General features: G+C 69.9%; 20 protein-coding genes. 9 read left to right on the top strand and 11 right to left on the bottom strand.

The annotated features are described in order from the left end of the window. Positions 1 to 57: 57 nt before the first annotated feature. Positions 58 to 810: an SDR family NAD(P)-dependent oxidoreductase gene (locus AB0J87_RS18620; protein WP_355201026.1), complete on the top strand. Its 753-nt coding sequence runs from the start codon at positions 58 to 60 to the stop codon at positions 808 to 810. Between the two features lie 6 nt (positions 811 to 816). On the opposite strand, the gene AB0J87_RS18615 is transcribed toward AB0J87_RS18620, so the two are convergent. The 4 genes from AB0J87_RS18615 to AB0J87_RS18600 form a co-directional block, all read right to left on the bottom strand. Next, positions 817 to 2,403: an FAD-dependent oxidoreductase gene (locus AB0J87_RS18615; protein WP_363966669.1), complete on the bottom strand. Its 1,587-nt coding sequence runs from the start codon at positions 2,401 to 2,403 to the stop codon at positions 817 to 819. Between the two features lie 214 nt (positions 2,404 to 2,617). After that, on the bottom strand, positions 2,618 to 3,373 hold the full coding sequence (locus AB0J87_RS18610; protein ID WP_363966667.1) for a methyltransferase domain-containing protein: 756 nt from the start codon (positions 3,371 to 3,373) through the stop codon (positions 2,618 to 2,620). A 13-nt stretch (positions 3,374 to 3,386) separates the two neighbouring features. After that, entirely contained in the window at positions 3,387 to 4,013 is a 627-nt protein-coding gene (locus AB0J87_RS18605; RefSeq protein ID WP_363966665.1) for a sulfotransferase family protein, read from the bottom strand. Positions 4,014 to 4,024: 11 nt separating this feature from the next. Continuing rightward, on the bottom strand, positions 4,025 to 5,032 hold the full coding sequence (locus tag AB0J87_RS18600; RefSeq protein WP_363966664.1) for a cytochrome P450: 1,008 nt from the start codon (positions 5,030 to 5,032) through the stop codon (positions 4,025 to 4,027). A gap of 827 nt (positions 5,033 to 5,859) precedes the next feature. On the opposite strand from AB0J87_RS18600, the gene AB0J87_RS18595 reads away from it, so the two are divergent. The 4 genes from AB0J87_RS18595 to AB0J87_RS18580 are packed head-to-tail and all read left to right on the top strand — an operon-like array spanning position 5,860 to position 11,453. Then, positions 5,860 to 6,837, top strand: coding sequence for an ABC transporter permease (locus tag AB0J87_RS18595; protein WP_350733761.1), 978 nt, complete (start codon positions 5,860 to 5,862; stop codon positions 6,835 to 6,837). A gap of 1 nt (position 6,838) precedes the next feature. After that, positions 6,839 to 7,678, top strand: a complete 840-nt coding sequence (locus AB0J87_RS18590) for an ABC transporter permease (protein WP_363966662.1) — start codon at positions 6,839 to 6,841, stop codon at positions 7,676 to 7,678. Next, positions 7,675 to 9,744 (top strand): ABC transporter ATP-binding protein, encoded by a 2,070-nt coding sequence (locus tag AB0J87_RS18585; RefSeq protein WP_363966660.1) that lies wholly within the window; start codon positions 7,675 to 7,677, stop codon positions 9,742 to 9,744. Before AB0J87_RS18590 ends, AB0J87_RS18585 begins: the two co-directional genes overlap by 4 nt. After that, the gene (locus AB0J87_RS18580) at positions 9,741 to 11,453 is read left to right on the top strand and encodes an ABC transporter family substrate-binding protein (protein WP_363966658.1); all 1,713 of its coding nucleotides are present in this window, start codon (positions 9,741 to 9,743) and stop codon (positions 11,451 to 11,453) included. Before AB0J87_RS18585 ends, AB0J87_RS18580 begins: the two co-directional genes overlap by 4 nt. Here AB0J87_RS18580 and AB0J87_RS18575 read toward each other — a convergent pair. Then, on the bottom strand, positions 11,441 to 12,328 hold the full coding sequence (locus AB0J87_RS18575; protein ID WP_363966656.1) for an NAD(P)H-binding protein: 888 nt from the start codon (positions 12,326 to 12,328) through the stop codon (positions 11,441 to 11,443). The genes AB0J87_RS18580 and AB0J87_RS18575 overlap by 13 nt on opposite strands. Beyond that, a complete protein-coding gene (locus AB0J87_RS18570; protein ID WP_363966654.1) occupies positions 12,325 to 13,374 on the bottom strand; it encodes a saccharopine dehydrogenase NADP-binding domain-containing protein in 1,050 nt (349 codons plus the stop codon). The genes AB0J87_RS18575 and AB0J87_RS18570 overlap by 4 nt, the downstream gene beginning before the upstream one ends. Positions 13,375 to 13,459: 85 nt before the next feature. On the opposite strand from AB0J87_RS18570, the gene AB0J87_RS18565 reads away from it, so the two are divergent. After that, the gene (locus tag AB0J87_RS18565) at positions 13,460 to 14,110 is read left to right on the top strand and encodes a TetR/AcrR family transcriptional regulator (RefSeq protein WP_363966653.1); all 651 of its coding nucleotides are present in this window, start codon (positions 13,460 to 13,462) and stop codon (positions 14,108 to 14,110) included. Here AB0J87_RS18565 and AB0J87_RS18560 read toward each other — a convergent pair whose 3' ends face one another. The 4 genes from AB0J87_RS18560 to AB0J87_RS18545 form a co-directional block, all read right to left on the bottom strand. Then, entirely contained in the window at positions 14,111 to 14,536 is a 426-nt protein-coding gene (locus AB0J87_RS18560) for a peptidase inhibitor family I36 protein (RefSeq protein WP_363966651.1), read from the bottom strand. Between the two features lie 107 nt (positions 14,537 to 14,643). Further along, complete coding sequence (locus tag AB0J87_RS18555) at positions 14,644 to 15,096, bottom strand: hypothetical protein (RefSeq protein WP_363966649.1); 453 nt, start codon at positions 15,094 to 15,096, stop codon at positions 14,644 to 14,646. Further along, positions 15,045 to 15,269: a hypothetical protein gene (locus AB0J87_RS18550; RefSeq protein ID WP_363966647.1), complete on the bottom strand. Its 225-nt coding sequence runs from the start codon at positions 15,267 to 15,269 to the stop codon at positions 15,045 to 15,047. Before AB0J87_RS18550 ends, AB0J87_RS18555 begins: the two co-directional genes overlap by 52 nt. 265 nt (positions 15,270 to 15,534) lie before the next feature. Further along, positions 15,535 to 16,113, bottom strand: a complete 579-nt coding sequence (locus tag AB0J87_RS18545) for a helix-turn-helix domain-containing protein (protein WP_363967850.1) — start codon at positions 16,111 to 16,113, stop codon at positions 15,535 to 15,537. Between the two features lie 109 nt (positions 16,114 to 16,222). Here AB0J87_RS18545 and AB0J87_RS18540 point away from each other — a divergent pair, with 109 nt between their 5' ends. Together AB0J87_RS18540 and AB0J87_RS18535 are read left to right on the top strand one after the other, a co-directional pair. Further along, positions 16,223 to 16,630 carry a nuclear transport factor 2 family protein gene (locus AB0J87_RS18540; protein WP_355201006.1) on the top strand — a complete coding sequence of 136 codons (408 nt, stop codon included), beginning with the start codon at positions 16,223 to 16,225 and terminating at the stop codon, positions 16,628 to 16,630. A gap of 123 nt (positions 16,631 to 16,753) precedes the next feature. After that, positions 16,754 to 19,192: a glycoside hydrolase family 3 N-terminal domain-containing protein gene (locus AB0J87_RS18535; RefSeq protein ID WP_363966645.1), complete on the top strand. Its 2,439-nt coding sequence runs from the start codon at positions 16,754 to 16,756 to the stop codon at positions 19,190 to 19,192. A 147-nt stretch (positions 19,193 to 19,339) separates the two neighbouring features. On the opposite strand, the gene AB0J87_RS18530 is transcribed toward AB0J87_RS18535, so the two are convergent. Further along, the gene (locus AB0J87_RS18530) at positions 19,340 to 19,861 is read right to left on the bottom strand and encodes a snapalysin family zinc-dependent metalloprotease (protein WP_350733745.1); all 522 of its coding nucleotides are present in this window, start codon (positions 19,859 to 19,861) and stop codon (positions 19,340 to 19,342) included. 162 nt (positions 19,862 to 20,023) lie between these two features. Between AB0J87_RS18530 and AB0J87_RS18525 the strand changes: the two genes are divergently transcribed. Further along, on the top strand, positions 20,024 to 21,243 hold a 1,220-nt coding region (locus AB0J87_RS18525), incomplete at its 3' end, for an ABC transporter ATP-binding protein (protein WP_363966643.1).

The raw sequence follows: 21,243 nt of genomic DNA, 5'->3' as shown, positions 1-21,243 counted from the left end.
ACAGGGCAACGTTGACTCGCAAGGGAACGGCCGCGAGTTGGCGAGGGAGTGGAAGTCATGATGTATCCGGATCTGCAGGGCAAGGTAGCGCTGGTCACCGGCGGCTCCGGGGGGATCGGGCGGGAGACCGCCCGGGTGCTGGCCGAGCAGGGCATGCGGGTGGTCGTGAACGGGCGCGACCCCGCCGCGATCGAGGCGGCCGTGAAGAGCATCGGCGGCGGGGCGCTCGGCGTCGCCGCCGACACCACCGACTTCGCCGCCGTCGAGGAGATGCGGGTGGAGGTCGAGCGCAGGATCGGACCCGTGGACGTGCTGGCGATCTTCGCGGGTGGCGGGACCGGGATCCCGCGGCCGATCGACCAGACGAGCGAGGAGGACTGGCACGCCACCATGCACGCCAACCTCACCTCGACGTTCCTGGTGATCAAGGGGTTCCTGCCGCGCATGAGAGAGCGGCGCAGCGGGTCCATCATCACGATGTCGTCGCTGGCGGCCCGTACCGCGACCTCCGCCTCCGTGGCCTACACGGTGGCCAAGGCCGGGATCATCGCGCTGACCAGGCAACTGGCGCACGAGCTCGGCCCCACCGGCATCCGGGTCAACTCGATCGCGCCTTCGACGATCATGACGGACCGGCTGGCGGAGCGCATGCCGCAGGAGTATCAGGAGCGCATGCTGGCCGAGCACCCGCTCGGACGGCTCGGCACCCCGCTCGACGTCGCGAACGTGACGGCCTTCCTCGCCTCCGACGCCTCGTCCTGGCTCACCGGGCTCACGATCGACGTCGCGGGCGGCAAGTGGATGCCGTGATCATGCCTATGTCGGGGGCGGCGCGGACAGGATGGCGGTGAGCGCCGCGAGCAGTTCCGCGGCGGGATCCGCGGCCGGTCCCGGGCTGCGCCAGGCCACGAACCCGTCCGGCCGCACCAGCACCGCCCCTCTCGGCCCGAGGCCGTGCCGCGCCGCCGCGCCGTCGGTCTCCAGCCGCCGGGCGGTCACCGGCATGGGCAGCTTGCCCGCCGCCGTCACCCAGTCCTGGCCGTCGTGGCCGGTCAGCAGGACGAAGCGGTCACCGTACAGGTCGATGGTGGATCGCTCGCCGGAGCCGGCGAGCGGGAGGTGCGGAGCCCTGGTGCCGGGCTCTCCGCACAGGCCGGAGACCTCCACCGGCGCGGTCACCCCGCTCGCGCCGCCGATCACCGCCGTCGACCGGTAGCGGTGCCCCATCATCACGGTCGAGCGGTCCACCGGCACCTCATCGGTCGCGGGTAGCCGTTCCAGGCGGGACCGGTAGCGCGCGAGCGCCTGCCGCAGGGCGAACTCCGCGACCGGGCGGCGCTCGTCCTCGTACGTGTCGAGCAGCCGTTCCCCGGCGTGACCATGGACGACGGCGGCCAGCTTCCAGGCCAGGTTGTGCGCGTCCTCCACGCCCACGACACCGCCGAATCCCCCGGTCGGCGGCATCAGGTGCGCCGCGTCGCCGATCAGGAACACCCGCCCCTTCCGGTAGGCGGCCGCCACGGCCGCGCCGACCTCGAAGCGCAGGACGGTCCTGGCGGTGCCGGGTATCTGCGGCCGGAGCGTCACCCGTGCCTCCGGCAGGCCGGCCGCGGCGCGTACCAGCTCGACGCATTCGTCCTCGTCCGGCTCTTCGCCGTCCGGATCGTCCGTGGTGCCGAAGACCCACCGCTGACCGGTCCGGTCCAGCGCCATCAGGTACGTCCGCGGCCGGGGCCGTTCGAGGAAGGCCATGTGCACGGTACGGCCGGCCAGCGCGGGACGGAGGTCGGCCTCGACCATGAGCGTCAGCAGGCGGAAGAAGTCGACCGGCCCCTCCATCGGGATGCCGAGCCCGTCCCGGACCGAGCTGCGCCCGCCGTCGGCCGCGACGACGTATCGGGCCAGGAGCCGATGCCCGGTGCCGTCGAGATCGCGCAGGTGCGCCTCCACCCCGTCCTCGTGCTGGGTGAGGCCGCGTACTTCGGTGCCGAACCTGATCCGCGCGCCGAACTCACGCGCCCGGGTCCGCAGCAGATCCTCCACCCGGTTCTGATCGATGGGGGTGCCCGAGCAGGGGCTGAAGGCGGCGGTTCGCGCGGCGTCGTCCTGCTGGTCCACGGGGAGGTGCCGGGCGCCGGCCAGCGTCTCCGCGCGGATGGCCACGTATTCCGCGGAGCTCGCGAAATCCACCCGGTTCTCCCGGATCCGGGACTCCAGACCGACCTGCCGGTAGATCTCCATGAGGCGCGGGACCAGGCTGCGCTGCCTGGGGTGGCTCAGCAGGTCGGGGTGGCGCTCGACGAGCGTGCACCGTACGCCGTGCCGGGCCAGGAACAGCGCGCAGGACAGCCCGGTCAGGCCGCCCCCGACGACCAGCACCTCGGTGTCGTGGGACTGGAGCATCGGATGACCCCCCGTTCGTGTCGTTGCCAGGGCCAGGCCGTGGCCTGATCGCGCAGGATCAGGCCACGGTGTGAGTGATCAGTACCAGTACCGCATGGCGCACCTCCTTGACTCGCCGCTGCCGTCCGCCGAGGTCCGGCGGACGATTCCGAGGCCCGAACGGCGCCCGGCAACCTGGCAGGTGGCCGCGGGACGTCCACGGTGGGCCTCGAGCTCAGAGCCGGGCGATCAGCGTGCCCTTGTCGTCGAGCGGGGTCACCTTGTCGGCGACGGCCGAGCCGCCCATGGCGGTCAGGCCGGCCGCGCGCAGGTCGGCGAGCACGTCGGCGGGCCGATGGAGGTGGTAGTCGCATTCCACGGTCTCGGTGGCCACCAGGGTGTCGCGGTGGTAGGTGCGGTAGACGCGCCGCACTCCGGCCAGGTCGGGACCGAGCGGCCGGACGGCCGACGACAGGGTGTAGCGGCACTCTCCCTGGTGCGCGCCGCGCGTCTCACGCTCGGGATGGTCGGGTACGGCCTCGTCCGTCAGCATGTCCATGGCCAGCACGCCACCCGGCGCGAGGTGCTCGGCCAAGCCGGCGAAGAGCGGCCGGCGCGCCTGCGGCGGCACGTCCTGCAGCACGGCGGCCAGGTAGACGTAGTCGAAGCGCCGGTCGAGAGGGAAGTCCGGCGCGGCGCCGGCCAGCACGGTCACCCGGTCCCGCAGGTCCGGCCGCGCGGCCAGCTTGGTCATGAGCACCGCCCGCATCCCGGGGGAGGGCTCCAGGCAGTGCACGCTCGCCGCGCGCCCGGCGACCGCCAGGGTCATCCGGCCGGTACCCGGGCCGATCTCCAGCGCGTGCCCGCCGGGCGGGGCCAGGTCGGCGAAGAAGGAGACCAGCGCGGCCGATCGCGGGCCCACGTGCAGGTGGTCCCAATGCGCTGCCACCACTCCGTACGGGTCGGCGGTGGATGAAACGGTGAGCGCCACTTACCTGTCCTTTTCATCGTGACGGGAGCACCCCGGCCTGCTCGGCGCGGCGCAGATAGTCGCCAGTGGTGTTCGCCACGGGGAAGGGCTGGTCCGGCACGTCGACTTCCAGGGCCGTGCAGAGCGGCTCCCAGCCATGCGACGGCTCGACCTCGACGAGCCGTCCGGACGGCACTGCCGCGCGAACCTCGTCCAGATGGGCCCGGTAGACGCCCATGGCGTGGTCGCGGTCCTCGAACCGCCCGGAGAACGTCCCCTGCCAGACGATCTTCTCGATGACCTGGTCCCGGACGGCCGTCTCCTGGCCGGCGGGCCTGGTGCGGTACAGGGTGCGGCTCATGCTGGCGTACCACGAGGCCGGATCCCGCACGATCAGCAGGACCTTCGCCTCGGGAAAGGCGGCGGCCAGCTCCCGCCAGTAGAATGCCGCCGGCCAGGCGATCGTCGAGGTGAAACCATTGAGCAGCCGTTTCCAGTCGGGTTTTCCGCCGTCGGCGACGCGGAGCCATTCCCGGGCATGCGCGGGGGCGGCGAAAAGCTCTTTCATGTAATGGCAGGGGCCGAATCCGAGGGTCTCCAGCGCTAATCGGACCGAAGAGGTCCCGGTCCGCCCGAACGATGCTCCGACGACCTTCAGCACATAAACCTCCTTCACCGAAGGGCAACGTCGAAACGCTCAATGCTGCGGGCGGTCAGGTTCGGGAAATACGTCGGCGCGCCGAGCGCCCGGATGTCCGGATAACGCTCCGCGAGGACGCGGAGCACCACCCGGGTGAAGATGGCTGTAAAGGGGGAGCCGAGGCAGGACTTCGGGCCCCGGCCGAAGCCGAGATGCGGATTGGGATGGCGGTCCAGCCGCACCGTGTCCGGGTCGGGGAACCGCGCGGGATCCCGGTTCGCCGCGCCCAGGAACAGGGTGACGGCCTGTCCCGCGCGCACCGTGGTCCCGCCCACCTCGGTGTCGCGCACGCACGCGCGGGCGACCGCCTGGATCGGGGAGGCGTAGCGGACCAGCTCGTCCACCGCGCGTGCGGTGTCGGCCTCGCCGAACCGCTCCAGCTCGCCGGCCCGCTGGTGCAGCAGGGCGATCGCCACCAGCCCGAGCAGCTTGCTGCCGGAGCTGTAGCCGCTGAACAGCAGCCCCCGCACGGTGTTGGCGACGATGTCCGGGTCCACGCCGCTGCCGGCCGCCCGCCGCGCGATGTCGCCGACGACGCCGGAGGGCGGCGGATCGGCGAGCCAGCCCTCGACCAGCACGGCCAGCTCTTCCTGCGCGGCCATTACGGGCCGCGCCCGCTCGGGCCACAGCCCGGCGTCCATCCCCGCGACGATGTCCCGGGCGGCCCGGCCGGCCCAGGCCGGATCCGGCATCGGCACGCCCAGATACGCGGAGGTCGTCGACAGCGCCAGCGGTTCGGCGAATTCCGTGAGGAACTCGAACGACGGGCGGCGCGCGAGACCGGCCAACAGCTCGGTCGTGTGCTGCGCGATCATCTGCTCCAGGGCCGGGTGGTCCTGCTCGCGCAGCGCCTCCATGAAGAACCGGCGGACCACGGTGTGCTCCGGCGGGTCCAGGGTCAGCATGTTGATCGCCCGCGGCGGCATCGTCTCACCGACGCGGCGCCAGTCGGCGGCGAAGTTCGCGCTGTCCTTCAGCACGGAGACGCAATCGTCGTACCGGCTGAAAATCCAGGAGTTAAGTCGGTCGTAGAAAAATGTGGGTCGTTCCCGGCGGAGGATTTCGTACCAGGGATAGGGGTCGGCAAGGAGTTCGGGAGAGGCGAGGGAGATAATGGGGTCGTGGTCAACAATTTCCGACAAGAGGCCCCTCTAACCGGCTGTCCAGCCTAATCAGACTCAAGCTCTCTAGAGAGATGATCCCTCGCGACCGGGGTGCTGTAAAGGGCGTCAACTCGACACAGCACTGCGAATTCTCTCGGTGAGTAAACCGGTGCCCACGGTGACCTTTTCCGGTGCCCCGGGCCGGTTTTTCGCGGGCCGCGGGACGGTGGCGCCCCCTCGCTGACCGGCCTCGTCATGCCTCGTACGGGCCTTCGTCGGTGGGGTGCCGGCGGCGGAGGGCCGGGGGAGCGCCCGAGCGGGGGTGCGGGGGGTGTCGTCAAGATGGTGTCCGAACTCACTTGACGATGAGATCAACGTGAAGTGGATCACTTTGCGTAGTCGCCAATTTATGTCCGGGTTTCGTGACACAACCCCCCGGATGGATCCCGAAAAATCCGTCTAAAATGGGACGTTTCCGCAGGTCAGATGGGGTGTGGTAAGTGACCGTTCCGGTCTTGTCGATCTATTGCGAGTGACCTTACCGTTATGTCGGACGGTTTCTGACTGTTACATCTTTGCTTATATTCTGCGCGTTGATCGCCATCTCGTGGCAAGTGGTTTTTGCACCGCGAGACGGGTTTTCGTTGCGGGGACGCCACTCCGGCCCGGAGGTGCGCGCCCCCCGTCAGCGCGAACGGAGAGTAATGGGCAAGTACCTGCTCCGCAGGTTGGCAATAAATGTGGTCTTGGTCGCCATCGCGGCGAGTCTCGCGTACATGCTCGCGGCCACCACCATGAACCCGCGAGCCGCGTATCAGGCCCGCCAACCTCCCATCGCCGAGTCGGTGATCGACTCCACGCTGGACGCCTACAACATGAACGACAAGGTCCCGGTGCTCGTGCGGTACGGGACCTGGGCGAAGGGCGTCATCACGGGCGACTTCGGCAAGACCTGGAACGGCGGCTCGGTCAATGACGAGATGGGCCGCCGGATCTTCGTCAGCCTCCGGCTGCTGCTCATCGGCACGCTGGTGGGCTTCGCCGTGGGGGTGGCGTTGGGTGCGATCTCGGCGGTGAAGCAGTACAAGTTCAGCGACCGGTTAATAGGCGTCAGCTCTTTCGTGATCATGGCGATTCCGGTGTTCGTGCTGGCCACGGTGCTGGCCATCGCGACGTACAGCCTCAACGACGGGCTCGGGTTCACGCTGATCGAGTACACCGGCGAGTACAACCCGAAGCTGGCGGGCTGGGACCTGTTCCTCAACCGGCTGAACCACCTGATCCTCCCCACGATCTCGCTCAGCCTCGGTTCGATCGCGTTCTACAGCCGCATCCAGCGCAACATGATGCTCGACGTGCTGGGTCAGGACTTCGTTCGCACGGCGATGGCCAAGGGCCTGCGGCGCAGGACCGCGCTCACCAAGCACGCGCTGCGCACCGCGCTGATCCCCTCCGCCACGTACTTCGCCTTCGCGTTCGGCACGATGTTCACCGGTGCCACGTTCACCGAGAAGATCTTCGCCTGGCACGGCATGGGCGCCTGGCTGGTCGAGGCGGTCAACTCGAACGACGTCAACGCCGTCGCCGCGGTGACCTTCTTCACCGCCGTATGCGTCCTGTTCGCCGCGTTCCTGTCCGACGTGCTGGTCGCGGCCCTCGATCCTCGGGTGCGGGTGAGCTGAGATGCGTTCGAAAGTCGTCCTGCGGCGCCTGTTCCGCAACAAGCAGGCGCGTTACGGCATCGCCGCCCTGTTGCTGCTGGTCCTGCTGGCGTACGTCGGCCCCTACTTCGGCTCGTACGACTGGACGGACAAGGACTTCATGGCCTTCCTGTCGGCTCCCGATGCCGACCACTGGTGGGGCACCACCTCGATCGGCCAGGACATGTACGCGGTCACGCTGCGCGGCATGCAGAAGTCGATCATCATCGGCCTGCTGGTCGCCCTGATCGCCACCGGACTCGCCGCGGTCGTGGGCGCGTTCGCCGGATATTTCGGCGGCTGGATCGACCGGCTGCTCATGTGGTGGGTCGACCTGCTGCTGGTTCTCCCGAGCTTCCTGGTCATCGCGATCGTCTCGCCGAGGCTGAAGGACGCCACCTGGCTGTGGTTCGTGGTGCTGCTCGCCGCGTTCTCCTGGATGATCACCTCCCGGGTGGTGCGGAGCATGACGCTCGCGCTCCGCGAGCGGGAGTACGTCCTGGCCGCCGTCTACATGGGCATCCCGCGCTGGAAGATCATCTTCCGGCACATCGTCCCCAACCTATCCTCCTTGCTGATCATCGACGCGACGCTCAACGTCAGTGGCGCGATCATCGGCGAGGCGGCGCTGTCCTTCTTCGGCTTCGGCATCCAGCCGCCGGACGTCTCGCTCGGCACGCTGATCGCGGAGGGCTCGCGCAACGCCACCGGTTATCCATGGCTGTTCGTCTTCCCGGCCGGCCTGCTGGTGGCCATGGTGCTCGCCGTGAACCTGATCGGCGACGGCCTGCGTGACGCACTCGACCCGGGGAGCAATTCGTGAGCATCTTGGAGGTCAAGGACCTCACCGTCACCTTCCCCGGCGGCATCGAGGCCGTGCGCGGCGTCAGCTACGAGGTCGAGCGCGGCGAGGTGCTCGGCATCGTCGGCGAGTCCGGCTCCGGCAAGTCCGTGACCTCGCTCGCGGTCATGGGCCTGCTGCCGCGCAACGCCACGGTCAGCGGCTCGGTCAAGCTGCACGACCGCGAGCTGCTCGGCATGGACGAGGACCAGCTGATCAAGGTGCGCGGCAAGGCGATCAGCATGATCTTCCAGGATCCGCTGTCGGCGTTCACGCCCGTCTACACGATCGGCGACCAGATCGCCGAGGCCGTGCGCGTCCACCAGAAGATGGGCAAGGACAAGGCCGCCAAGCGGGCCGTCGAGCTGCTCGACCTGGTCGGCATCCCGAACCCGAACCTGCGGGCCAAGGCGTTCCCGCACGAGTTCTCGGGCGGCATGCGGCAGCGCGCGATGATCGCCATGGCCATCGCCAACGACCCCGACCTGCTGATCTGCGACGAGCCGACGACCGCGCTCGACGTGACCATCCAGGCGCAGGTGCTGGAGGTGCTCAAGACCGCGCAGCGGGAGACGGGCGCCGGCATCGTGATGATCACCCATGACCTGGGCGTCATCGCGGGCATGGCCGACCGGGTGCTGGTCATGTACGCGGGCAAGCCGGTCGAGCAGGGGCCGGTGGACGACATCTACTACCGGCCGCGCATGCCGTACACGATGGGTCTGCTCGCCTCGATCCCCAGGATCGACGGCGAGGAAGGGCCGCTCGTGCCCATCGAGGGCAACCCGCCCTCGCCGTCGGCGCTGCCGCCGGGCTGCCCCTTCGCGCCGCGCTGCCCGATGAAGGTGGACATGTGCGACGACGAGGAGCCGCCGCTGACCCCCTTCGGCGGTGGCCGTCACGTGGCGTGCATCCGCTCGCACGAGATCGAGCACAAGGGCCTGACCGGGGCCGACGTGTTCCCCGTGCCGGTCATCCCGCCGAGTGACGTGGTACGGGTGCCGCGCGCCGAGCGCGCCACGGTGCTCGAGCTCGACGACATGATCAAGCACTATCCGCTGATGAAGGGCGCGGTCTTCAAGCGCCGCGTCGGCACCGTGTTCGCGGTGGACGGCATCAGCTTCGACATCGCCGAGGGCGAGACGCTGGCGCTGGTCGGCGAGTCCGGCTGCGGCAAGACCACCACGCTCCAGCAGATCATGCAGCTCCAGCCGCCGCAGGGTGGGCGGGTCGTGGTGCTCGGCAAGGACAGCGCCAAGATCGACTCCGGGGGGCGCAAGGCGCTCAGGCGCGACCTGCAGATCGTCTTCCAGGACCCGATGGCCGCCCTGGACCCGCGCATGCCGGTCAGCGCCATCATCGCCGAGCCGCTGCGCGCGCACGGCCGGAAGAACGTGGACGCCCGGGTCGCCGAGCTGCTCCAATTGGTCGGGCTGTCGCCGGAGCACGCCGACCGCTATCCCCAGCAGTTCTCCGGCGGCCAGCGCCAGCGCATCGGCATCGCCCGCGCGCTCGCGCTGGAGCCGAAGCTGCTGGTGCTGGACGAGCCGGTGTCGGCACTCGACGTCTCCATCCAGGCGGGTGTGATCAACCTGCTGGAGGAGCTGAAGAACCGGCTGGGGCTGTCGTACCTGTTCGTGGCCCACGACCTGGCGGTGGTCAGGCACCTGGCCGACCGGGTCGCCGTCATGTACCTCGGCAGGATCGCCGAGATCGGCACGGTCGAGGACGTCTACGACCATCCAGCCCACCCCTACACGCAGGCACTGCTGTCGGCGATCCCGCTGCCGGACCCCGAAATGGAGCGAACCCGGAAGCGGATCCTGCTCGAAGGCGACCTGCCCAGCCCGGCCGACCCGCCATCGGGATGCCGGTTCCGTACTCGCTGCCCCAAGTTCGCCCTGCTCAGCGAGGCGGAGCGACGGCGGTGTGTGGACGAAGAGCCCTCGGTTGCTCGGCTCGCGAACGCTGTGGACCACGGCGCCGCCTGCCACTACGCGGAGGAGATCGAGGTCATCACGGCCTCGGACGATCAGGAGGAAAAGTGAAGGTTCGTTACCGTGCGGCTGCGGGCATCGCGGTCCTGGCCATGGCCGTCGCGGCCTGTGGCGGAGGTGGCGGTGCAGCCAAGAAGCCGAGTGCCGAGCAGTCGCAGCAGGCTCAGCAGCAGATGGCGGAGACCCCGTCGATCACCATCAACCCGGTCGCCTACGACCAGGTCAAGGACGGCGGCACGCTGACCCTCCCCATCGGGCAGTGGCCCACCCAGTGGAACATCAACCACGTCGACGGCAACCAGGCCGACACCGCGGACATGCTCGACCCGATCATGCCGCAGCTGATGTTGTCCGACGACAAGGCCAACTTCACGCCGAACCCGGACTACGTGACCGACGTGAAGAACGACATGTCGTCGGGCAAGCAGGTCGTGACCTACACGCTCAACGACAAGGCCAACTGGTCGGACGGCACGCCGATCACGTGGAAGGACCTCGAGGCCGCGTGGAAGATCAACAACGGTAAGGACAAGAAGTACAAGCCGGCTTCCACGGACGGTTGGGACAAGATCGAGTCGGTCACCAAGGGTGACTCCGACAAGGTCGCCATCGTCACCTTCGCCAAGCCGTACCTGGAATGGCAGGGCCTGTTCAACCGGACCACCAACCACCTTCTGCCCGCCGCGCACATGCTCGACGCGGACAAGTACGAGAACGACTACAAGCAGAAGATCCCGGTCACCGCGGGTCCGTTCAAGGTCGAGAAGATCGACGAGGGTACCAAGACGCTCACCCTCGTGCGTGACGACAAGTGGTGGGGCAAGAAGACCAAGCTCGACAAGCTCATCTACCGGACGATCAGCGACCCCTCCGCCGCGGTGAACGCTTTCGCCAACGGCGAGCTCGACGCCACGGACATCGCGGCCGGCGCTCCCGCCGACCTGAAGCGCGCCAAGGAAGTCCCCAACTCGGACATCCGCAAGGCGCTCAGCCCCAACTGGCGGCACATCACGGTCAACAACCAGAGCGCCAACCTGAAGGACAAGTCCGTCCGCCAGGCCGTCGCGTACGCGATCAACCGTGACGTGATCACGCAGTCGGACCTGAAGGACATGGACTGGCCGCTGCAGACGCTCGGCAACCACGTCTTCATGAACAACCACAAGGCCTACGTCGACAACTCCGGCGACATCGGCAAGTACAACCTGGACAAGGCCAAGCAGATGCTGGACGCGGCCGGTTGGAAGCAGGAGGGCGAGTACCGCAAGAAGGACGGCAAGGAGCTGGACCTGACCTTCGTCATCCCGACGGACACTCCTGTCGCGAAGACTGAGGGCGAGCTCACGCAGGCCATGCTCAAGGAGGCCGGGGTCAAGCTCACGGTCCGACCGGTCCCCGTCGACAAGTTCTTCACCGACTACATCATCAAGGGCGACTTCGACCTGGTGCCGTTCACGTGGATCGGCACGCCGCTGCCGCTCGGTGGCCTGCCGCAGATCTACAAGACCGGCTCCGAGAGCAACTTCCCCAAGAGCAACGACCCTGAGCTCGACAAGGCCATCGAGGCCGTGGGGAACGAGACGGACCAGACCAAGGCCTACGAGCTGGCGAACGCCGCCGACAAGATGATCTGGGACCTGGTGCACACCATCCCGCTGTACCAGCGTCCGGAGATCTGGGCCACGAAGAAGACGCTCGCCAACTTCGGCGCTCGCGGCTACAAGTTCTACGACTGGTCGGCGGTCGGCTACACCGGCTGATCCCCGCCCGCACGGAACCCCCGGCCGCTCCTCGGCCGGGGGTTTCCCCATTCGTGCAGCGTCATGGGCGGGCGGCCGCCGTAGCGCTCGATGCTCTCGGTGACCCGGTAGAGCGGGTGGTCGCCGGAGCCGATGAGGCGGAAGATCGCCCAAAGGTGTGTCAGGTGCTCGACCGTGTACGGGTCACCGTAGGCGCCCAGCGCCCGCGCCTCCCACTCCTCGGGCGGCAGATCCGCGTACGAGAGCCCGAGCGCGTCCGCCGCCTCGCCGATCGTCGCCATCTGCCCCGTCACCAGGCACACCGGGTCGGCGGGTCCGGGTTCGAGCAGCAGCCCGGCGGCGACCCTGGCCACGTCCTCGCCCGCCACCAGCGGGATCCGCGTGTCGCGCGGCCCCAGCGGGAGCGCCAGCGTGCCGCCCGAGGCGGCGACGGACAGGTTCTCGAAGAAGACCGCGGCCCGCAGGTGCACCGCTCCCACCCCGGCCCAGTCGAACACCTGCTCCGCCACCCAGTGCCGGCGCATCCGCGGCGTCAGGGCCCCGGGGGACGCGTCGAGCTGCGACACCTCGACGACGCGCGCCACCCCCTCCTCCCTGGCCGCGGCGGCGAACACGCCGGTGGCGTCCAGCAGCCCCGCCGTCACCGGATAGGTGAAGAACGCCCTGCTGACCCCGCGCATGGCGGGCCGCACCGACGTGATCTCCCTGAGGTCGCCCACCACCACCTCGGCCCCGAGCTTGCGCAGCTCCTCGGCCCGGTGGTCGTCGGAGTGCACGAAGGCGCGCACCGCCTCGCCGCGCTCCAGCAGCAGGTTCGTGACGTGCCGGCCGGTCGAGCCCTGCGGGCCGCCGGCCGCGCCTGTGACCAGGATCATCGCTCCTCCTCCTTGTCCGGCTTCTTCGGCAGGGTGAGGGTGAACAGGCCGAGCCGCTCCAGGTCGCGCAGGAACGGCTCCGCCGGGAACGCCTCGGCCGGGCCGTACACGCCGGGGCTCCCCGGGTCCGCGGCCAGGCGGACGGCGGCCTCCACCGAGGTCAGCGCGCTCATGCGCCACAGGTCGCGCCCGCTGACCTGCCCGGCCCTGCCGCCGTCCGCCGTGATCACCTGCGCGGCGACCGTGAACGCGGAGCCCGCCCGCGTCCCGGCGTCCGCGTCCTCGCTGCTGAACACCTGCTCCTCCTGGAACGTGTCCGCCGTGAGCTGCGCCTCGACCATGCGCGCGCGTACGTGCCTGGGGACCGTGACGACCTCGGAGAACGGGACGGGGGCGATCATCGTGCGCGGGCCGAGCGGCGGCGGGAACGGGAAGACGGCGTTGCGCGGCTCGACATAGCCGACATGCTGCTCGCCGTCGGTGTAGGTGATGCGCCGCGTGTCGGCGAACAGCAGCTCGGCGGTCTGCTTCGCCCCCGTGGTCAGCCGCCAGCCGGACACCGCGTAGGCGGCGATCACCCGTTCGACGTCCGTCAGGCCGTCGGCCACGGCGGCGGCGAGCAGATCGCCCGTCCCGCCGTAGAAGCTCATCGCCGTGACCATGGTGATGCCCGCTCTCCTCGCGGGCTCCTGCATCGTGTCGAACATCCACTTCGTGTGGTGCTGCTCCAGGGCGTGGTCCACGTAGTGGCAGCCGCCCTCGGCCGCCGCCGTGGCGACGGGCTTGCCGGTGTGCGTGAACGGGCCCGCGCAGTGGATCAGCACGGTCGCCTGCTCCGCGAGCGCGCGTAACGCGGCGGGGTCGTCCAGCGGGGCCTGGTGCACGGGCGCCCCGCCGAGCTCGTCGGACAGGGCCTTGAGCGCTCCGCCGTCGCGACCGGCCAGGATGACCTCCTTGCCGCGGGCGCTGAGCTCCGCCGCGACCAGCCGCCCGGTGTGGCCCGTGGCGCCGTAGACGGCGATGCGCGGTGGGGACGAGGGGGACACGACTCACCTCCATGTTTCATACTGGCGGTACGTAACTGTTCTTCGAAGTTACGTACCGCGAGTATGTAAGTCAATGGGGAGCACGATGATCCGCCGTACCCAGGCAGAGCGATCGGACGAGACGACGGGGCGGCTGGTGCGGGCCGCGCGGAAGCTGTTCGGGGCCCATGGTTACGCGCTCACGTCGATCGATGCGGTGGCCGCCGAGGCCGGGGTGACCAAGGGGGCGGCCTACCACCACTTCCACGGAAAAGTCGCGCTGTTTCGGGCGGCGTTCGTGGGGGAGCAGGAGGAGGTCGCCGCCGAGCTGGAGCGAGCGGCCCTGTCGGAGCCCGACCCCTGGGCGGCGCTGCGGCGCGGCTGCCGCACCTTCCTCGAGCGCTGCCTCGACCCGGGATTCCGGCAGATCGTCCTTCTTGACGCGCCGTCGGTGCTGGGGTGGGAGACGGTCCGCGAGATCGAGTACGCCCACACGCTACGGGTCCTGCTCATCGGCCTCCACCTGGCCACCGCAGCCGAACAGCCCCCCAACGGCGGCTCGGCGAACGGGCGTGAGGCCGACGGCGACACGGCGGTTGGGGGTGCGGCCGACGGCGGCCTCTCCATGCGTGCGCAGCTCGTCTTCGGTGCGTTGTGCGAAGGCGGCATGCTGCTGGCCCGCTCCGCCGACCCGGCGGCCGACCTGCCGCGGCTCGCCGCGGAGGCCGACCGCTTCCTGGCGGCGCTCAGGCCGTGATCAGCCGTGCGAGTCGGTCTGTGCCGCCTTGACGGTCGCCCCCTCAGGGGGGAAGCACGACGGGCCGTTCGGGCCGTCGAAACGGACGGAGTCGAAGAAGTCGCGGAACGGGGTGTAGAAGTTGCCCTTCCCGCCGGCACTGGTCACGGCCGAGCAACCGCCGTAGTTCGCCTCCGAGTAGAGGTGGATGGTCGATCCCGTGCGGTTCCAGTCGGACTTGGCACGGTCGGCCATGTTGAGGGCGGCCAGGTCGGGGGTGTTGCTCTGGATCTGGACGATGTCGCCGGTGCCGTCCAGGCCGGAGAACAGGCAGTAGTAGTTGGTGGGGCAACGGTCATAGCCGTCGGCCGCCTGCGCGGGAACGGCCGTCAGCGCCAGGGCCGCGGCGGCGATCGGTAATGCCAGAATGTGAAGCTTCTTGCCCAACGTTCCTCCATGGGTGAAACTTTCTTTCGGATCGAACATACAGGGCGGGATCTTGTCAGGAAAGAGGGTCGAACAACGCCGCCGCCCCGCATCGGAGGGAACGGTGGTCAGAGGCGGGCGCCTACGTCCGCGCGCCGCCATCGCGCTCGCCGCATCAGATCCCCCAGTGCCCGGATCACCTGCTTACGCCGGTTCGACCCCTTCTTTGACCGGGCGAGTCGCCGTTGCAGCCGCACATACCGCCTCGCCTCACCCGCCGCGAGGAACCCCGTATCGCCAAAATCACCGCCGGCTGCATCCGGCGGCGGCACCATCGACGACACGCCGCTCTCACCGGCGTGACGGCGATCGAAGAACTCCCCGTCACTGGTGACCGCGGCGGTGACCACTCCCCGGTCCACCCCGGCGTGCCGACCGGGACGAGCATGTCGGCTCACCTCGGCAAGGCCGTCGTCCACCAGGAAGCTGATGAACCAGTGCTTGCCTTCGCGGGTCACGGTCGCCGACTTCACCTCGCCTTGCTCTTCCAGCGGACCTTCCAGGTGCCGTGCCTGCGGCACGCCTCGTCCAGATCCTTCAGCGTCTGCTGGATGACCTGCGCGGGAGCCTCGGCGAGCCAGGCGCAGTCCGGGTCGGTCTTCGCCTCGGCCAGCTGGCGGCACTGCTCGGCGTAGCCGATGAACGCGCCCCGGCGCCGATAGGCGCGGCGCTGCTCCAACCCGGTGTTCCACACGCTGCGGTAGATCCCGCCCAGCCGCTCGGGAACAGGCGCTGACCGAGATCGAAGTCCAGCCGATACTTCCGGCCCGACAGCACGCGCGAAACACCTCCCCCGCAAGCCTCCCGCGCCACAGTAGTTCGAACATAGTATCGCCTAGTTCTTGAGCCAGGAAGCGGAATGCCGGCACTACCGGCCTGGATGTCCCGGGTCCGCCCTACGCGTTACGGTCTGTCTCAGCTCCACCGGGTCATCCCTTGACGGGGATCGCATCCAGGTTTCACGCCGCCCCCATCGCCCGGAGGCCGTGGATGAACAGCTCCAGGTGGCGCCGGGCGAGCGAGTGCTTGGCCTCGTCCGGGAGCGGCCCGGGGAGGGGGCGGGAGATCCGTACGAGCATGGTCGTGATGTCCATGAACGTGACACCCTCCGGTAGCGTGCCCGCCGCGTGGGCGTCGGAGATCATCCGGCGTATGGTGCGGGCGGACTCCTCGCGCACGGGTGCCAGCAGCGGGTCGTTCGCCGGGTCCACCGCGTCGAGCAGGGCCGGGAGCACGGCTGAGACGCGCAGTTCGAGCGCCGCGCGCAGGTAGCGTGCCAGCGCCTCGAACGGGTCGCGCTCCTCCTCGGCCGCCGCCCTGGCGGCGGCGGCCGTCCTGGTCAGGGCGTCGAGCGCGACCGCGCGGAGCAGGGCGTCGCGGTCGGGGAAGCGGCGGTAGAGCGTGGCGCTGCCGACCCCGGCGCGCCGGGCGATGTCGTCGAGCGGGACGTCGGGGCCGCGTTCGGCGACCATGTCGCGGGCGGCGAGCAGGATCTGCTCCAGGTTGCGCCGCGCGTCGGCCCGCATGGGCTTGGTCATCACACTCACCAGCATATGGGGGAAAACTCCCCGGTTGGGGTTGTGCCGATTGCCGGTATCTGCCAGATTTAAGTGGGGAGAATTTCCCCGGTTAAGAGAGGGGCAGATCATGAGCAGTCAGGAGCAGGTGCTCGACCTCGTTCGCCGCTGGGCGCGGGCCGAGTTCGACGGTGACGCGGACGCCTTCGACGACCTCCTCGGCGACGACTTCGCGGGAATCGGTCCTGTGGGGTTCAAGCTGGACAAACGGCAGTGGGCGGGCCGGCACCGGGGCGACCTGAAGAACCACCACTTCGAGATCCTCGACCCGCAGGTGCGCCTCCATGGCGACACCGCGATCGTGGGCGGCGTGCAGGAGCAGCGGACTTCGGTCAGAGGGCACGAGGTCAACGACTCGTTCCGGCTGACCCTGGTCGCCGTCAAGCAGGGCGAGCGCTGGGTGATCGCCAACATCCAGCTCAGCGGCCCGCTCCAGGACCCGTCCGCGCCGCCGCCGTTCGCCCGTAAGCAGGGGTGAAACTTTCACCTCGTTTGCGCTGCTGGGGGTTGTGGGTGCGGGCTGGGCCCTGGGCGGCGGCACCGGCGTGTTCTAGAGTCATGGGAGCGCTCCCACTTGTGGCCCACAACCTCTGGACGTGCCATGAGCAGCAGACAGTGGGCGATCAGGGCGGCCGTGCCGCTGCTCGTCGCCGCCGGACTGGTCGTTCCCCGGGCGTCCGCCGCGCCCTGGTACGGGGCCGCCCCCTACCAGGACCCCAGCCTCCCCGTGCCCACGCGGGTGGCCGACCTCATGTCCAGGATGACGCTGGACGAGAAGCTCGGCCAGATGACCCAGGCCGAACGCGGCTCGGTCAGCAACTCCGACGTCACCACGTACCGGCTCGGCTCGGTGCTGTCGGGCGGCGGCTCCACGCCGTCGCCCAACACGGCCGCGTCCTGGGCGGACATGTACGACGGATTCCAGAACGCGGCCCTGGCCACGCCGCTCCGCATCCCCATCCTCTACGGGGCGGACGCCGTGCACGGCCACAACAACGTCGTCGGCGCCACGATCTTCCCGCACAACATCGGCCTCGGCGCCACCCGGGACCCCGCCCTCGTCGAGCGCATCGGCCGGGCGGTGGCCGAGGAGGTGTCGGGCACCGGCGTCGACTGGGACTTCGCCCCCTGCCTGTGCGTGGCCCGCAACGACCGGTGGGGCCGCACGTACGAGTCGTTCGGCGAGACGCCGGAGCTGCCCTCGTCCATGGCCACGATCGTGACGGGCCTGCAGGGAGCCACGCTGAACGGCCCCGCGTCCGTGCTCGCCACCGCCAAGCACTACGTCGGCGACGGCGGCACCACGGGCGGCGTGGACCAGGGCGACACCCAGCTGTCCGAGGCCGACCTGCGGGCGATCCACCTGCCGCCGTTCAGGGCCGCGGTGGAGCGCGGGGTCGGCTCGGTGATGATCTCGTTCAGCAGCTGGAACGGCGCCAGGCTGCACGGACAGCAGTACCTGATCACCACGGTGCTCAAGGGTGAGCTGGGCTTCTCCGGGTTCGTGGTCTCCGACTGGAACGGCATCGACCAGATCGACGGCGCCCCCGGCACGTCCGCGCTCGACGTGCGCACCGCCGTGAACGCGGGCATCGACATGGTGATGGTCCCCACGGCCTGGCGCCAGTTCATCGACCTGCTGCGGGCCGAGGTCCAGGCCGGCCGGGTGACCACGGCCAGGGTCGACGACGCGGTACGGCGCATCCTCACCAAGAAGTTCGAGCTCGGGCTCTTCGAGAAGCCGCTGACGGACCGCTCGTACACCTCGACCGTGGGCAGCGCCGCGCACCGCGCGCTGGCCCGCGAGGCGGTCGCCAAGTCGCAGGTCGTCCTGAAGAACGCCGGCAACGTGCTGCCGCTCGCCCGCAGCGGCAAGATCTTCGTGGCGGGCCGGAGCGCGGACAACATCGGCTACCAGAGCGGCGGCTGGACGATCTCCTGGCAGGGCTCGTCCGGCAACATCACCCCCGGCACCACCATCCTGCAGGGCATCAGGAACAGCGCGGGCTCCGGCACGACCGTCACCTACAGCCAGGACGGCACCGGCATCGACTCCTCCTACCGCGTCGCCGTCGCGGTGGTCGGCGAGCCGCCGTACGCCGAGGGCCAGGGCGACCGGCCCGGCAGCCTGGGCCTGGACGCCGTGGACCTCAACACCATCGCGAACCTGCGCGCGTCCGGGGTCCCGGTCGTCGTGGTGCTGGTCTCGGGCCGCCCTCTCGACGTCGCCTCCCAGCTGTCCGGCTGGAACGCGCTGGTCGCCGCCTGGTTGCCGGGCACCGAGGGGCAGGGCGTGGCGGACGTGCTGTTCGGGACCGTCCAGCCGACCGGCAAGCTGCCGGTGACCTGGATGAGCAGCGCGTCCCAGCAGCCGATCAACTCCGGGGACGGGAAGACGCCGCTGTTCCCGTACGGGTTCGGTCTGGCGTACGGGCAGGGGGACTCCACCCCGCCCACCGCGCCAGGCACGCCCACGGCCTCCGCGGTCACCTCCTCGTCCGCGACCCTGACCTGGGCCGCCTCCAGTGACGACGTGGGGGTGACCGGGTACGACGTGGTGCGCGTACAGGGCTCGACGGAGACGGCCGCGGCCACGAGCGCGACCGCCTCGGTCACCGTCACGGGGCTGGCGGCGGGCACGTCGTACACCTTCGCCGTGTACGCCAGGGACGCGGCGGGCAACCGCTCGCCACGCTCGGGAACTGTGAGCGTGACGACGTCCGGCGGTGGCCAGACGGGCGGCTGCACGGCCACCGCGACCGTGCAGAGCCAGTGGAGCACCGGGTACGTCATCCAGGTCGCGGTGACCAACACCGGCACCACGTCCCTGACCGGCTGGGGCGTCACGTTCACGCTGCCGCCCGGGCACGCGGTCACCGGGTCGTGGAACGTCACGATGACCACGTCCGGCCAGGCCGTCACCGCCCGCAACGCTGCCCACAACGGCTCGCTCGCGCCGGGGGCGAGCACGTCGTTCGGCTTCCAGGCCAGTCGCCCGAACGGCGACACCCGCCTGCCGTCCGGCTACGCCTGCGGATGAAGCGGACGCGGTATGTCCGGTTACGCCTGCGAGTGACGGCGGATCGGTATGTACGGCTACGTCCGGCGAGTGACGGCGGATCGGTATGTACGGCAACGTCCGGCGGATGACGGCGGACCCGGTGCGTCCGCCGTCACCCGGGAGAGGTCAGCGGTCGACGTGCAGTTGACCGAACTCGACCTGCGGCGCGCTTCCGGCGAAGTTGCGGTCGACCTCGGCCCGCTCGGCGGCGCTAGGGTTCGCGTTGGTGCAGCTCACGGGCGCGCTTGACCCCGACATCAGGTCGGAGCACAGCCCGGTGCGCCGGTCGGGCAGGCCCAGGATGTGGCCGATCTCGTGGGTGGAGATGCGCAGCGGGTTGTAGCCCTGCGTGGTGGCCTGCCGGCCGATCCAGACCGTGCCGCGGCCCAGGCTGGTGGGCAGCGCGCGCGGCCAGCCGTTGTCGGCGTACACGACGAAGTCGGCGGGCGTTCCCTGGACGAGCCGGACGTTGACGACGCTGGAGTTCCAGAGCTGGGCCGCCTGGTTCACCACGGACACGAACTCGGCCGCCCTGCTCGCGTCGTACCTGACGACCCTGACCAGGGCCGCGGCCTGCGCGGGCGCGGTGACGAGCAGGAACGTGAGGCCGAGTAAGAGGGAGAGCGCGAGACGAAGGGGTCTGGGCACGGAGCCTCCTCCGGGAGTTGGGGGTGCCGCCACGGTATGCGCGCCCTCCGTCCCGGGAGAGGTACCAGATTGCCCCTATCGCGGTGATATGGCGTGTGCGCCCTGCCCATCGCGACGCGCAGCCGAATGAAAACTGTCAGTGGTCGAACGCATACTCAGAGCATGCAGGATGAGCCTCTCGAACTCGGCGAGATCGCCACCCCCACCTGGAATGTTCACAACGACAAGATGGCGGAGGTCGGTTTCCTGACCATCGCCAGGCGGCTGCCGTCGCTCGTGGCACAGGCGATGCGCATGGCCTGGGGCGCGAGCCCGCGCGACACCCTGGCCACGATCACGCTCAACCTCCTCGGCGGCGTCTTCACGGCCTTCGGCCTGCTGGCGACCACCGGCGTCCTCAGCGCCCTCTTCAGCGAGGGCCCGACCCCCGATCGCGTGCTGGCCGCGCTGCCCAGCCTCGCCCTGGTGGGCGGCGCGGCCGTGCTGCGCACGACCGTTCAGGCGGGCGCGGGCTGGGCGGAGTCCCGCCTGACCCCCCAGATCACCCGGCTGACGGAGGAGCGCCTGTTCGGGCTGACCAGCCGGGTGGAGCTCGTGGCCTACGACGACCCGGAGTTCCACGACGCCCTCGAACGCGCCAGGGCACGCGGCGCGGGCGTGGCCGACTGGGTGGTGTCGTCGGCCATCGACGTGGTCACGGCCGCGGTCGGCATCGCGGCCGCGGCCGGCGTGCTCGGCCTGCTCCACCCGGTGCTCCTGCCGCTGCTGCTGCTCGCCGTCCTGCCCGACGCCTGGGCGGCGGTCCGCAGCGCGCGCATGCGCTACGCGACCATGTACGGCCTGATCCCGGCCCGCCGCCGCAAGTGGATCATCGCGGAGTTGCTGGCCGAGCGCGAGGCCGCGGCCGAGGTCCGCTCGTTCACCATGCGCGGCTTCCTGCTGCGCATGTACGACGCGGTGGCCAGGGCCGAGCAGGACGTCCTGCTCCAACTGGCCAGACGCCAGACCTTCGCCCGGCTCGTCGGCGAGGCCCTCGGCGGCCTCGGCACCGCTCTCGTCTACGTCGCCCTCGGCGTGCTCCTGGCCCTGGCCGCGATCCCGCTGGCGGTGGCGGGCACCGCGGTCCTGGCGATCAGATCGGGCCAGAGCTCGCTGAGCAGTTTCCTGTACGCCACCAACAGCCTCTACGAGCAGGGCCTCTACTTCACCGACTTCCTGGAGTTCTGCGAGGACGCCGAGCGCCGCCTGACCGGCCCCCGCCCGGCCGCGGCCCCGATCGGTTTCGACCGCATCACGGCCACGGACATCACCTTCACCTACCCCGGCGCCGAGGCGCCCGCCCTGCGCGAGGTCTCGATCGAGATCAAACGCGGCGAGGTCAT

Source organism: Nonomuraea sp. NPDC049625, from assembly GCF_040675285.1.
GTDB classification, from domain to species: domain Bacteria; phylum Actinomycetota; class Actinomycetes; order Streptosporangiales; family Streptosporangiaceae; genus Nonomuraea; species Nonomuraea angiospora_A.
This window is presented reverse-complemented; position numbering and strand designations above follow the sequence as displayed.